The 13,555-nt window shown below is 45.1% G+C and carries 12 protein-coding genes; 7 read left to right on the forward strand and 5 right to left on the reverse strand.

Annotation, left to right across the window (positions count from 1 at the left end; translation table 11 throughout):
• Nucleotides 1-134: 134 nt before the first annotated feature.
• Genes rpsF through rpsR form a run of 3 tightly spaced genes read left to right on the forward strand, consistent with a single transcriptional unit; the run spans nucleotide 135 to nucleotide 1,363 of the window.
• Nucleotides 135-428 (forward strand): 30S ribosomal protein S6, encoded by a 294-nt coding sequence (gene rpsF / locus U4956_RS10725; protein WP_323090676.1) that lies wholly within the window; start codon nucleotides 135-137, stop codon nucleotides 426-428.
• A gap of 9 nt (nucleotides 429-437) precedes the next feature.
• Complete coding sequence (gene ssb, locus U4956_RS10730; RefSeq protein WP_323090677.1) at nucleotides 438-1,118, forward strand: single-stranded DNA-binding protein; 681 nt, start codon at nucleotides 438-440, stop codon at nucleotides 1,116-1,118.
• Nucleotides 1,119-1,132: 14 nt separating this feature from the next.
• Complete coding sequence (gene rpsR / locus U4956_RS10735; protein ID WP_323090678.1) at nucleotides 1,133-1,363, forward strand: 30S ribosomal protein S18; 231 nt, start codon at nucleotides 1,133-1,135, stop codon at nucleotides 1,361-1,363.
• A gap of 422 nt (nucleotides 1,364-1,785) precedes the next feature.
• Here the strand turns inward: rpsR and U4956_RS10740 are convergent, their stop codons facing one another.
• Nucleotides 1,786-3,024 carry an ISAzo13 family transposase gene (locus U4956_RS10740; RefSeq protein WP_323088158.1) on the reverse strand — a complete coding sequence of 413 codons (1,239 nt, stop codon included), beginning with the start codon at nucleotides 3,022-3,024 and terminating at the stop codon, nucleotides 1,786-1,788.
• Between the two features lie 206 nt (nucleotides 3,025-3,230).
• Here U4956_RS10740 and U4956_RS10745 point away from each other — a divergent pair, with 206 nt between their 5' ends.
• Together U4956_RS10745 and U4956_RS10750 are read left to right on the forward strand one after the other, a co-directional pair.
• The gene (locus U4956_RS10745; protein ID WP_323090168.1) at nucleotides 3,231-4,124 is read left to right on the forward strand and encodes a site-specific integrase; all 894 of its coding nucleotides are present in this window, start codon (nucleotides 3,231-3,233) and stop codon (nucleotides 4,122-4,124) included.
• Entirely contained in the window at nucleotides 4,111-5,328 is a 1,218-nt protein-coding gene (locus U4956_RS10750; RefSeq protein ID WP_323090167.1) for an IS91 family transposase, read from the forward strand. Before U4956_RS10745 ends, U4956_RS10750 begins: the two co-directional genes overlap by 14 nt.
• A 404-nt stretch (nucleotides 5,329-5,732) precedes the next feature.
• Here the strand turns inward: U4956_RS10750 and U4956_RS10755 are convergent, their stop codons facing one another.
• Nucleotides 5,733-7,112 carry an MATE family efflux transporter gene (locus U4956_RS10755; protein ID WP_323090679.1) on the reverse strand — a complete coding sequence of 460 codons (1,380 nt, stop codon included), beginning with the start codon at nucleotides 7,110-7,112 and terminating at the stop codon, nucleotides 5,733-5,735.
• 82 nt (nucleotides 7,113-7,194) lie between these two features.
• Here U4956_RS10755 and U4956_RS10760 point away from each other — a divergent pair, with 82 nt between their 5' ends.
• Nucleotides 7,195-7,818, forward strand: a complete 624-nt coding sequence (locus U4956_RS10760; RefSeq protein ID WP_323090682.1) for a Crp/Fnr family transcriptional regulator — start codon at nucleotides 7,195-7,197, stop codon at nucleotides 7,816-7,818.
• Between the two features lie 100 nt (nucleotides 7,819-7,918).
• Here the strand turns inward: U4956_RS10760 and U4956_RS10765 are convergent, their stop codons facing one another.
• The 3 genes from U4956_RS10765 to U4956_RS10775 all read right to left on the reverse strand — a co-directional run bounded on the left by U4956_RS10765 (nucleotide 7,919) and on the right by U4956_RS10775 (nucleotide 11,969).
• Nucleotides 7,919-9,193, reverse strand: a complete 1,275-nt coding sequence (locus U4956_RS10765) for an AAA family ATPase (RefSeq protein ID WP_323090683.1) — start codon at nucleotides 9,191-9,193, stop codon at nucleotides 7,919-7,921.
• 165 nt (nucleotides 9,194-9,358) lie between these two features.
• Complete coding sequence (locus U4956_RS10770) at nucleotides 9,359-11,728, reverse strand: hypothetical protein (protein WP_323090684.1); 2,370 nt, start codon at nucleotides 11,726-11,728, stop codon at nucleotides 9,359-9,361.
• Nucleotides 11,715-11,969 (reverse strand): ATP-binding cassette domain-containing protein, encoded by a 255-nt coding sequence (locus U4956_RS10775; protein WP_323090685.1) that lies wholly within the window; start codon nucleotides 11,967-11,969, stop codon nucleotides 11,715-11,717. Before U4956_RS10775 ends, U4956_RS10770 begins: the two co-directional genes overlap by 14 nt.
• A gap of 177 nt (nucleotides 11,970-12,146) precedes the next feature.
• Between U4956_RS10775 and U4956_RS10780 the strand changes: the two genes are divergently transcribed.
• Nucleotides 12,147-13,460, forward strand: coding sequence for an ISL3 family transposase (locus U4956_RS10780; RefSeq protein WP_323090686.1), 1,314 nt, complete (start codon nucleotides 12,147-12,149; stop codon nucleotides 13,458-13,460).
• The last annotated feature ends 95 nt before the right edge of the window (nucleotides 13,461-13,555 follow it).

Below are 13,555 nucleotides of genomic sequence, written 5' to 3' on the forward strand. Positions count from 1 at the left end.
AATTTGGTTGAGACTTCGGTTGCTCATTTACGTTTTTTCTGATAGGATAATTCGGCAAGTCATACTTGCTCTCTGCTTTGTAGAACACTGCGTGTGAAAACAAAGCCAAAAGACCAAAGGGAGGTGTACATAAAATGAAAAAATACGAAGCTATGTACATTGTGAATGCATCTCTGGATGAAGCTCAGTTCGATGCTCTTCAGAAAAGACTGTATGCTCCAATCATCGAAAACGGTGGTTCCATCGACAAAGTGGATGACTGGGGTGTAAAAGATTTCGCTTATGAGATCAATCACATGAAAAAAGGCCACTACGTGGTTATGTACTGCACTGCTGACAACGCAGGAATCGAAGAATTCCAGCGTCTGTGCCGGATCAACAACAGCGTAATCCGCACGATGGTTATTAAAAAAGAAGAAGAAAAGTAGAGGAAGCCAATGAACCGAGTAATGTTAACTGGCCGGCTGACAAAAGATCCTGAATTGCGCCGGACTACCAATGGCAATAACATGGTCCGTTTTACTCTTGCGGTAAATCGTTCCTTTCGCACGCCTGGACAACCGGAGGCAGACTTCCTGTTCTGTGTTGCATTTGGGAAAACAGCTGAAAACGTTGCCCGTTACTTACATAAAGGCTCTTTAATTGGAGTTGATGGTTCTATTCAGACTGGTTCCTATGTCAACCAGCAGGGCGTGAAAGTCTATACCACGGACATTATGTGTGACCGGGTAGAATTCCTTGAAAGCCGCAGAGCTTCACAGGAATATGGAGCCGATAACGGTTATAACAATAATAGTTATAATAACGGCTATCAGTCCAATCAGGGCTATTCCAATCCTAGCTATAATAACCAGAATCAGGGATACTCCAATTCCGGTTATAACAATAACCAGAATTATGGAGGCGGCTATCAGGACTCCTATCAGTCCGGCTACAATTCCAGCTCCAATCCTTACGCACAAAGCGTAGACAATGGATTTGGCACGCCAGCTTCTACACCGAAGCCTGAAACACCAAGTTATTCTGCACCAGCTTCTTCCAATACCGACGAGGATACGTCGAGTTTGTTTGATGATTCTCAGACACTTGATATTTCATCAGACGATTTACCATTCTAGAAAGGGGATCCGACATGGCATTTAAAAAACAGCGCATGGGTCGCAAAAAAGTCTGCTATTTCACTAAAAATAAAATCAAAGAAATCGACTATAAAGACGTTGAACTGTTAAAACGGTTCATCAACGCCAATGGAAAAATCATTCCTAGACGTGTAACTGGCACTCGTGCAAGATACCAGAGACAGCTTGCTACTGCGATCAAGCGTGCAAGACAGATGGCTCTGCTTCCATACGTAGTAGACTAATCTATGTAACTTCAAGGTGGGAATCTATCCTGCCTTTTTTTTGTGCCTGCCTGCAGCAGGCACAAGCATCGTTCAAATTCGACGAGCATTCAGAAGAAAATTGAAGAGAATTCAAAAAGTGCTCAAAGAGAGCGCAGGAAGAACGCAAAAAAGCCATCTGTTCATGCCGGAACCTCAGACAATAGAGATTGTCTGAGAACCAGGGAACAAATGGCTTATTTTTATTGAACCAACACGTCATCCAAATGTGTACCCCATCCCCACCACCCTCCCCCATCCCCCCCGCCCCTCGGGTGGTGGGGATAGGGGAGGGTGCTAGGGATGGTTCTTTTCTTTCAAGCATATTCAGCTTTATCCATATGGTTCTTTATCATCTTGTACGATATCATTATCTTAGGAACTGCGTAAAAATAAATCCCAATTTATTCAGACTTAAGCCCCTTGATTATATAATTCCAATGTGCTTCATTCCCGAAATGTGTGATGTCGATTTTGGACATTTCCTCATCCGATACCTTTTTGCCAATTGGATATTCGTGATCGTCTACAACGCATTTAACCTTCAGTCCGGTTTTTGTCGTTGTTGAGCTGATAAGCTCAACTACTGTCTCGATATCATAAAGCGGTTTGCCCTCCCAGTTTCGGGTGATATAACAAAACAGCCGATGTTCGACCTTGTTCCACTTGCTTGTTCCAGGAGGAAAATGGCTGACCCAGATCTCCAGTCCTGTTTCTTCAGCGAGTTTAGCCAGATCTTCTTTCCATAAACGGCATCTGCTTCCGTTGCTTCCTCCACCATCACAGTTGATGTATAGGCGCTTTGCATTTGGAAAGGTCGGTTTTCCGACAGTATTCCACCATCTGCGGATACTTTCTATGGCAAAATCACTCGTATCGTGATCTGTTCCCAGATTTACAAACCCTGTATTGTTATTGAGAAGATAGACCCCATAAGGATTGACCTTTCCAAGTTCTTTATCCAGAAAGTCATGGTCCAAAACAAGTCTGGGATCATGAGCCGGCCGGTATTCCGTACCGTTATTTTTAAAATTGCCAAGGTTCTCTTTCTTCTTTGTATCTACGGAGATGACTGGGTCCCCCGCGTCAAGGAATTCTTTGACGGTCGCGTTAATCGTCTGAAACTGTTCATCACGGTTTGGATGCGGTTTGCCTGCCTGAAGCATCTTCTTGTTGTTCTGACGGCTATATCCTTCTTTTTCAAGGAGAATGCCAACTTCAGAAGGGGAGACAGAAATCTGATATTCTTCCATGAATTTTTCGGAAATTTTGGATTCAGAAAGAGTGGTCCATGACAATGGATTCATCGGATTGCCATAGGTATGGTCGTCAATGATCATATGAAGGTCATCCAAAATCTCTGGGTGATGGTCTATGACTGTTTTACGGCCTGATCCCTTGAGCCTTTGGCGTCCCTGCTCTGGAGTTGGAACCTCCCCATGAAGTTCTTTTCTGCCCCGCTCAATCGTTTTAGGGTCAGTATGGGTAACGGTCTGGACATAGTGCTGAGTTCCGTATCCACACTTTTCGCAGATCCAGGCAAGAGCTTTTCGATTTGTTGGTTCATCAAAGCTGTCCTGCATGGCATTGTAGAATTCAAGGTAGTAATTAACTTCATCACTGGGTTCGTAGGCTTTCTTCATTATCCATACCTCCAAAGGAAAACGAGTTCTTCGGTTAAAGTATAGAACGAATGGAAGCTAAAATCAGAAACACAGTTTTGTCTCAGTGGATTCGGTCGGACTGAGAAAATCAATTATGGGAATTATGTGTAGCATTAAATATGGAATTACTTTTACGAAGTTCCTTATTGCTCTCTACCTGACTTATTCGAAAAGGAACTCTCACCATGACTCATTCTGAAGCTCTCGCTCTCTTTGACCAGATGACTGAATTTCGCAACCTTCAAAAAGGCACTCGCTCTGCTTACCATGCCTGGATCGTCCGCTTTCTCAATCACGCTTCTCCCTCTGACGTCTGCCTCCTCACTCCCTTTGCCGCCAGAGACTACCTCATATGGCTTAAGAAAAACTCCTCCTACGCTCCTTCAACTATTGATGGCGCTGTCTTCGCTATCCGATTCTTCTATGAATCTGTCCTTGGACTCAGTATCCCTTCTAAGCTCATGCCTAAAGCTCTTCACCGCAATCCCGCCCCCACTCCCGGATTCACTCACTCCCAGATCAACATCCTTATTGACTCCTGTACAAATCCTCTTTTAAAAGCCGCTATCCTTCTCGGTTATGACTGCGGCCTGCGGGTTTCTGAAGTTGTTTCTCTTCGTTTCAGTGATTTCAATAAAAAGGACGCTTTGATTACCATTCACAATTCAAAGCGCAACAAGACCCGCAGTGTCCATTACTCCAAAATGACTCAGGAGGCTCTTAACGACTACTATAAGTACGCCTTTTACAACCATCCTGTTACTCCTAAGCCTGACGAATTCGTCTTCCAAGGAAAAAAGCCTGGACGTCATCTCAGCTCCGATTCCCTGTCTCAGAGTTTTAAGAAATACATCCAGGCTTTCGACTTCTATCTTCCCAGTCACAGGTTCCACAGTCTGCGTGTTTCTTTCGCCACCCACATGGCCAAAGATAACTGCAGTCTCTTCGCTTTAAAAGAAGCCATGGGGCATTCCTCTATCGCTTCAACAGCCAGATACATCCGCTTAGATGAAAAAGATCTGGCTGACTTTGGCTCTCCCTGTGAGAGCTGGAAAGGAAAAAATAATGGCAGAAAATAATACTACCTTCTTTTTCAGAGAGATCATATCTGACCAGATCGAAAATGGCAACCTGGTCCTCGATCAACTGAGCTATAAGAACGCCAAGGTCCTTAAAGATATTCGCGAATGTCATACCGAGCAGAAAGGAATTGCCATGTCCTTCTGCCCTCACTGCGGTCATACCGAATACCACAACGGCTCCTGTCACAACGCCTGCTGTCCCTGCTGCGGCACTGCTGCTCGTCTTAAATGGACTCAAAAGCAGCAGGAATACGTGTTAGATGCCGAGTATTTTCATATTGTGTTTACCATTCCTTCTGAACTCAACATACTTTGTCTGTATGACCCTGAATTCATGTACAATTGCCTGTTTGACAGTGTCGGGCAGACTCTTCTTGATTTTTCCGCCAACCCAAAGTACCTTGGCGGAATGCCTGGCTTTTACTGTGCTCTTCATACCTGGGGACAAAAACTTGATCTTCATCCCCACATCCATGTCGTCTTCTGTGCCGGTGCTCTGTCTGACTCAGGAGAGTGGGTGACCCCAAAGAAAACAACCAGAGATGGCAAGACATTCCTGTTCCCTGTCAAAGAACTCGCTGCTCACTTCAAAAACGAATTCATGTCACGGCTCAAAGAACACTTCTCATCGGACGATACCTTTGATAAAAGTAAACTCAATGAGGCCATTCAAGAATCTGATAAAAAGCAATGGAACGTCGAAATCCGTGAATCTACCGGCGATCCATCACACGTCATTGATTACCTTGGACGTTATGTCAACAGAGTAGCGATTACTGAGAGCCGGATCGTATCCTACGAAAACGGGATCGTGAAATTCAAATATAAAGACTATCGAGACAACAATGAGATTAAAACGATGGAACTTACGGGCCAGGAATTTCTGCGTCGGTTTATGATGCATATTCCTCCTCGCTACTTCAACACAAAACGCGGCTATGGTTTCTTAAGCAGCGGCCGCAAAGGTTCTTTGATTCCCAAACTAAAGGAATTGATCAAAGAATCTAAACGTCAGAGTGATAAAGTGATCACTATTACCGATGTAAATCCACCGAAAGAAAATCCTCTGATCCATTTCCTTAGTAAGGTATTTCCCAAGCAGTCAATTGGACGTTGTAAAAAATGCGGTTCAGAAATGGAATATGTCAGTTCCTGGGAATGTTTAAGGCTGTTTGGGGTTCCAAGAACCGTTTTTACATAACTATAACAAGCACATTTTTATAAACACAATCTTGGGGGAAAGGGGGTAGTATGCCTTGATTTTCTAAAACTGGCATCTTCTCTACACTCCTTATAGAAATTAGTACCCCATATAAGATTATTTTAAAAATATATTACGAAAGTCCTGATTTCAAAATATTCCTTTGGTTGATTCGATCGAGGGGGTATGGCCGCAGATCAGGGCTTTTGCGTGTTGGTTCAATAGAAAACTGGGCCTCGCAAGCTCGGCCCAGTTTTCTATTTTATTGCATCGAGTCTGGTCCAGGATGAAGATTCCTTGAAAGTTGAACGACCCTATCGAATGATCATATCAGGGATCTGAGCAAATGATCATATTGAAGGAACGTATCGATCAATCGTATCGAATCCCTAAAACGACAGGCTTTAGATGGTGAAAGAATCCATACTGGAATCCAGTTCGGTCAGTGAAGTCTCGCTTGCTTCCATGCGCATGGGATTGCAGGCGATCAGTAACCCAAGAGCAAGTCCTGCACTGAGCACATCCGCAATCGCCTGGGCCATCAGGACACCCTGATAGGCAAACAGATGTACGCAGACTACTGCAGCAGCAATGAAAATTACGCCTTGCCTGCTGATGGATAACAGAAAGGCCGGCATGACTTTTCCGGCTGCCTGAAACAGGACGGTCAGAAGCAGAACAATGCCCGCAAACACCGTGGTGACAACCTGCCAGCGCAGCATCTGAACACCGGTAGAATTCAAAGCGGCATCCTGAACGAATACCTGCATCAAGGGACTGGCAAAAATCCAGATCAAAAGAGTCAGGACCAGGGATACACTACACATGAACCCAAGGCAGAAGTGAATCAGTTTTTTCAGTTCTCTGGACTGATGTGCTCCAAATAGATAGCCAAATAAAGGGGCTCCGCCAAACGCAAATCCAACCAGCATCAGCTGGGCGATCATATTGATTTTCAATACGATGCCCATGGCCGCAATCTTGTCGTTGCCATAGGGAAGCAGAAATGTATTCATGACCATAATGGTCAGGCTTTGCATCAGATTGCTCAGCGCAGCACTCAGACCAATGCCAAGAATCTGGCGCAGTTCCTGTTTGTTGACATGGCAGTCAGAAATCTGAATCGACAGACTGTGAGTCTTCTTTTTGATCAGCCATAAAAAGTAGATCACGCTGCAAAGATATCCAATGATCGTGGCCACCGCTGCACCCATTGCCCCAAGACCAAAGACTGAAATCAGGATTGGATCTAAGATGATGTTGATGATGGCTCCAAGGATCGTTCCAATCATCGATTCTGTGGCCAGACCTTCGCAGCGCACAAGATTCTGGTGAATGAAACTGACGATGATAACCGGGGCGCACACTGCCAGAACCATATAATATCCATAAGCATGCGACAGAGTATCTGCGTCAGCCCCCATGGCCTGAAGCATTGCAGAGCCAAAAAGGACCATAAGCAGCGCCAGGACAATGCCAGTGGCAATGGCGATATAAAAACAGAAAGAGCTGATGCGTCGACAGCCTTCCATATTCTTCTCGCCAAGAAGACGCGAGATCAGCGTGCTTCCACCCTGGCCAAAAATATTTCCAAAAGCCATTAAAAGCGTAAAGACCGGCGCACAAAGCGAAACTCCTGCAATCAGGTCTGTATCACCTGTCTGCGCGATAAAATACGTATCGGCCAGATTGTAAATCAATGTGACAACCATTCCAAGCACAACCGGAAAAGAGAGCTTGAAATAGCAGCGATATAAATGCTCAGTATCAAATAAAGAATCCATATCCATTCCCTCCAGAATGAATATATCGATTTCCTGCCCGATAGTTTGTGCCCTATGGCACAAAAGAAAGGAAAAGTTGTAGATGAAAGAGATACGCGATCCAGAAAAACTCGAATCTGTCTTTGTCTTACAGAAAGACCATTTCCAGAAACGACCGCCGGTTCTTCGGCTGCTTTCCTTTGAAAAAGGCGAGCTGTTAAATCATCCCCTCAAGCCGCTCAGTCAGTTTCTGATTCTGATCGAAGGCAGTGCGTGTATTTATCATCTTTCGCCCGATGGAGCGATGCGCTATCTGACCAGAGCCTCATCGGGAACGCTTTTAGGCGATATGGAGTTCAGCAAAGTCAAAGGCAATGCCTTCTACACGGAAGCGACGGAAGAGGTTCTCTGCCTGGCAATCCCATTTGCCCAAAACCAGGAGGTTCTGGAAAATGATCCGGTTTTTCTGCGGTTTGTGCTCAGCCAGATGGCCGGAAAGCTGTCCACTTCTTCCACAATGGATGTCGTGGTTCAGTCACTGGAAGAAAAAGTGCTTTTCTATTTGCGAACGAGTGATCCGGATCATGAATTTGCTTCGGTCAATGAAGCCATGCAGGCCCTCAATTGCAGTCGCCGCCAGCTACAGCGCGTTCTCAAAAAACTCTGTGATGAGGGAACACTGATCAAAACCGGCCGCGGTCATTACAGACTTGCTTCTTTTTTATAAGGCGGGCAAATTCATAAACCTGGCCACTCCGCTTTCATCAATCACTCAACGAAACGAAAACAAGCTGCCCGCAAAGACAAACGGGCAGCTTGTTTTCAAGTCAGTCAAAATCAGAAGCAGTAAGTGTGATCAGATCTTCATCGGTAATCTTATCTGATCCAAACAGGCGCGCTGCCTGTCTGCTCATCGCTTTTTCCAGACGCAGCCTGACATAGCGGCCGTTGGCAAAGTCTTTGGGGGGATGAGCGGCGACCTCGTCCAGCTCTAGAGCCATTTTTTCTCTGGCTTGCTGGTTAAGCTGATAATCTGCATCCTTGGCCATTTTCTCGAGAATTTCAAAAAGCTGGCTTCCACTGTAGTTTTCAAAATGCAAAAAGGTCGTAAACCGGGAACGAAGACCCGGATTGGAGTTAAGGAATTTTTCCATCAGGTCCGGATATCCGGCCGCAATCACAACCAGATCATCCCGATTGTCTTCCATTTCCTTGAGCAGGATTTCAATGGCTTCGTGACCAAAGTCTTTTTCGGAAGCGCGGGCAAGGCTGTACGCTTCATCGATAAAAAGAATGCCGCCTTTAGCACGTTGAATGAGAGCCTTGGTTTTTTGGGCAGAAGATCCGATATACTCGCCAACCAGATCCGAACGGTCGCATTCGACCAGCTGCCCCTTGGACAGAAAGCCGAGGTCTTTGTAAATCTGGGCCAGAATCCGGGCTGTGGTGGTTTTGCCAGTGCCCGGATTGCCAATAAAGACAAGGTGACGCGCTGTTGGAATGGATTTGAGTCCGCGTGACTGGCGAAGTCTCGAGATTTCAAGCATGGCAGACAGATCGCGGATTTCTGTTTTGACTTGATCAAGACCAATCAGACTGTCCAGTTTGGCCAGCGATTCTTTGAGTTTTTCAGGCTGCGTGCCCAGAACAGGCTTTTCAATATCAGGTTTGGCAATCGGCTGGATCCAACGCTTTAGCCAATCCGCCTGCAAACCATATGTATGGGCAAGAGTCTGAAAAATTTGGAAAAGCAGGTTCTGGTTAATCGGTGGAAAAGTGGGATCTACACTCTGGAAATATTCATCCGCAAAGCGAAAGTCTTCCAGCAAACTGGAGCCAGAAGCCTTAAACACAGCAGGGGAATAGCTGTCGAGGATTTCGTCAACGGGCAGATTTTTTGTTAACAGACAAGATGAAGCAAATCGGTAAACCTCCTGGCGATCATCGGTGCAAAGTCCCGCAAAGCGGACCAGCTCGTCTTCTAATTTGCGCCGCATATTTTCATTGGTCAGCCCGGCCAGAAAGTCACAGGTGCCATAGGCATTCAGGATCAGGTCCTGAAGTTTGGAGTAATCATTCATACGTTCAGTATAGACATCCATCGCCTGCTCTGATTGATATTTCGCACAATAAGGTGGTGATGGTAGATGGAGGGCTTTGTATATGTCGAGTATTTAGTCAGAGGCTGTTTTTTCAATTTGAAGCGTATTGATAAACTCGCTGGAAGTTGATTAGAATCAAACTTTTGTAGTTTTAACTTTATATGGTCAGATTTCTTCTTTTTTCGACCGCCTTACTCCAAACAGGAATACCGCCAGTAAAATTACAATCAAGAGGACATATCCAGCAAATTTCAGATCTTGAGTCAAATAAGAGAATCCTCCTCCACGTCTGATTTGAAAGATTCCGTAGATCATAGTAATCATGATCTCAATGGCGACTGAACTGATCAGCATCCGACGGTTGAGGTGAACAACAAGCATTTCCCGAGTTTTTCTGGATACCCCGATCCTCCTGAAAAGATATAGATAGTCGTTTGCTTTTTCTTTGGCGATAATCCTCGATATCTGTAAAATAACCAGAAGAACTGAAAATAAAATTAACCCGGAAAACAGATTTAATATAATTTTAGTCTGGTAAATCCTCTGTGTGTGCTCATTGTCGGAGGCGAAATTACGAAAAACCAGCTTATTTTCACTTGCCAGTTTGGATAATCGAATTTCTACCGGTACCTTATTTCGAATATCTTTCAGATCAAGCTCAATGCTGTCTACTTCATCGCCGCTCATAATCAATCCATAGATAAATAAAGGATTGAACTCTCGAAACAGTTCTGGACTGCAGCTTCTCAGAATCCCAGTCACTGGGACTTGATATTGTCTGCCGTCCTTTTCCAGAGTAATGAGGTCCTGAAGCTGGATGGAATCATCAATGGTCCCATCTACAGCCGCACTTAAACCATAGGCGACATCCTTGTTAACCATTCTCATTTTAGGAAGATAAATAATCGCTTCTTTTCCTTGCTTCCATTTTTCCCAGTCCACTTCACCTTCCAAGTCAGCTTTTTTGAGCAGTTCTAATGCTCTCGAATCTCCAATCACATTAATTGACGAATATAGCTCTGTCTGACCATCCTCCGCGGTAAATACATATAAATGGCGACTTGGATCGAGTCGATGCTCCTCAGTATTGTATAAAAGCGACTTTTGAATGTTGTCCCACGACATTTTCATATCATGGCGCATTCTTGATTCCAATCTGATTTCAACATCAGTCCAGTTGCCCAGATCATTCAAGACGTGATCGGGAATAGGGTCTAATGTACAGAAATGGCTGACAGGATCAGCTTTAGGCATCCCTTCAATTCTATAGTCAATATCAGGGTTGTTCAGGAACAGAATTGACTGCACGATTTGACCTCCAAAATAAAGCAGACCGGTCTGTAAAAGAACCAGACAGAAAATCTGCAGCCGATAGGTCCATTTCTGCTGGCTGAAAAAACGTCTGGATGCTTCTTTGACTGTGACAACTTTAGAAGTTACTGGTGTTCTGCGTTTTTTCTTTTTTGTACCTTCCTTTTGAAGCGGGATTTGCCTGATCATGGCTGTGGCCGCTCCCAGAACCAGGGCAGTCAATCCCAGCAGGTATAAAACAAAGCCAAGCAGATACTGGAGCGGAATCAACAGAGCCAGGCCAACAATTAGAACCAGATAAGGGATACGGCCTGCTTTAAATAACATCGCCAGAACATTCAAAATCAGAGTCTTCTGATGAACGCCAAGAATTCGCAGCACCCGTAGCTCCTGTTTTCTTTTCCAGATCCACACCAGCAACAGTTCAATCTGAAGAACAGTTACAAACAGAAGGGCCAATACCACGCAGAGTGTCGGAACAATGTTGGTGGAAGAGAAGGGGTTGCACGAGAAGATGCGGTTCGTATTGGTTTCCACAAGCAGATCTTCTGTAGACACTTTTTTTAAGGCGTCTTCGTAACCTCTTTTCGGCTCAATAAAAGCAACCCGGCTTTCGTCAGATCCAACCGGTTCCTGAACGAAAAAATGAATTAAGGTGCCCGGGCTTTCCCAGTAACTGGTGTAATTTTCCAGCACGCCCGACAGAACGAAGGCCTTCGTAATCTCTTGGGTATCCTGTGAATTTTTATTCTCTGGGTCTTCTTTTCTGATTGTGAGTTCTATCGTCTGCCCGGTTTCATAGCTGATCCCCATGCCATCGAGCGTCTTTGCTTCAATGGCAATCTCATTTTCTTTTTGAGGCAGCCGGCCCGTCTTTAACTGCAGGTTTGCCAGTTCAAAAAATGAAGAATCCGCCGTTCCAATCGACCCGAACTCTTTTTCCGTTTCACCATTCCTCTGAATGACCGTTCCGTTGATTCGCTGGGTTCCTACCGCTTCCAACACCGGATTGTGCTTGAGTTCTGAAAGCTCATTCTCCAAGACTCCGTAATACGCAACGCTCCAGTTTCCGTACTGCTGATCAGCCAGTTTTTGTTGGTAGGTGCGAGTAACAAAACTGAAGGTCATAACCGCCAGACAAAAAATGACTTCCATCCAGAACAGGATGGAAAATTTTCGAACCAGCTTTTTATTCGAAGAAAAGTACCCTCTAGTCTGATTCATAACGCCTTACCTTTCCATCTTCCAAAAGCAGGATTGTATCCGCCTGTTTGGCCAGAGTAAGGTCATGAGTAACAACCAGAATGGTCTGATCGAACAGAAAGCAGCTTTCCTTTAAAAGATCAAAGACCTGTCTGGAACTGATCCGATCCAGGTTTCCTGTGGGCTCATCAGCAAGAATTAAGGACGGAGAGTGATAAAGAGCTCTGGCAATGGCTGTTCTTTGCTTCTCACCACCAGACATCTGGCTGGGAAAATGATCTTTTAAATGGCTCTATTGTACTTTAGGTGGGTGTTTGAATCGAAAAAAAGGGGATGCCATCTTTTTCGACTGATGGCAATCCCCTTAAATAAAGCGTAGATATGAAAAAGGACATGTGTTATCCTTTAGCTTCCAACACAGAAAGGATACAAAAAACACATGACCCACAATCAGCTTATCAAAAATACTCAAAACCTCAAGGGGATTTCCATCTTAAAAATTGAAGAAAGTGCCAATGGAGATACTTTGTATATCCACATTAAGCTTCATAAAAGGCTCCGGGGAATCTGTCCTCATTGCCATAAACATGTGCCTGGATATGATTCAAAAACCCAGGAGCGGCAATGGCGTGCTCTCGACATGGGGACTAAAAAAGTCATCCTGGTCAGCGATGTTCACCGGGTAAAATGCCCTGAGCATGGTGTCGTAACTGAGGAGGTTACCTGGGCCTGGCATCAGTCCCGGTTCACAAAAAAGTTCGAGCAGCAGGTGGCCTACCTCACTGTTCATCAGTCTAAAAAGCTCGTCTGTGAGCAGATGAGAATCAACTGGAGAACTGTCGGATCCATCGTTTCCCGTGTCCAAAAAGCTAAGGAGAAAGATCCTAAAGCGAAGTATAAAAACCTTGAAGCTATCGGGATTGATGAAATAAGCCATAAAAAGGGGCATACGTACCTTACAACGGTCGTAAACCACGTGACGGGAGAAATCATCTGGGTCCATGACGGCTTTGGAAGCAGCGTCCTTGAAAAATTCTTTATCGAAATTGGTCCAGAGGCTGCTTCTAAAATCAAGATGGTCAGTGGCGATGGTGCCAGATGGATTAAAAATACAGTCAGTAAATATGCCCCTCAGGCTGTTTTCTGCATTGACCCATATCACGTTGTCACGTGGGCTCTTGATGCCATGGACACGATGCGCCGCCGCATCTGGCGAGAGGTCTATGAAGCTGAAAAGACTTTACCTAAACGGAAAGCCGGCCGTCCTAAAAAAGGGGAAGAGCGACAGCCCAAGGAATCTAAGGCGCTGAAGCACTCAAAATATCCACTTGGTAAGAATCCGGAAAACCTGACAGACTACCAGAAGTCCAGTCTGGAACAGATTCAGAAAGTCTATCCAAAACTGTTTCGCGGCTATCAGCTGAAGGAGGCTCTCAGAATGATCTTCCATACCGCTGAAGGGGTAGAAGAAGCTCTGAAAAAATGGCTTTCATGGGCGTGCCGGTGCAGAATTCCTGAATTCGTCGAACTGAATAAAAAGATTCGCCGCCACCGCTATTCCATATTGAACACAATGGAATACGGTTTATCGAATGCCAGAATTGAAGCCCTGAATAACAAAATCAAGCTGATAATCCGCAGATCGTATGGATTCGGGAATACTGACAATCTCATCGACATGATCAAGCTGGTATGTTCAAACGTCGGAAGAAATCTTCGCCCGGCGTACAGCGCAGATGTCGACTTCGACTAGGGCAGTCACCTCGCCGGTGGGGCGCTCGCTCGGCTCTAGAAGATTGAAGGGGGCCCTTCCTTCTATCACCTCACTCACGCCTGATCATTTCACAG

It is taken from the genome of Allobaculum sp. JKK-2023 (assembly GCF_034745455.1).
Lineage (GTDB): Bacteria > Bacillota_I > Bacilli_A > Erysipelotrichales > Erysipelotrichaceae > Allobaculum.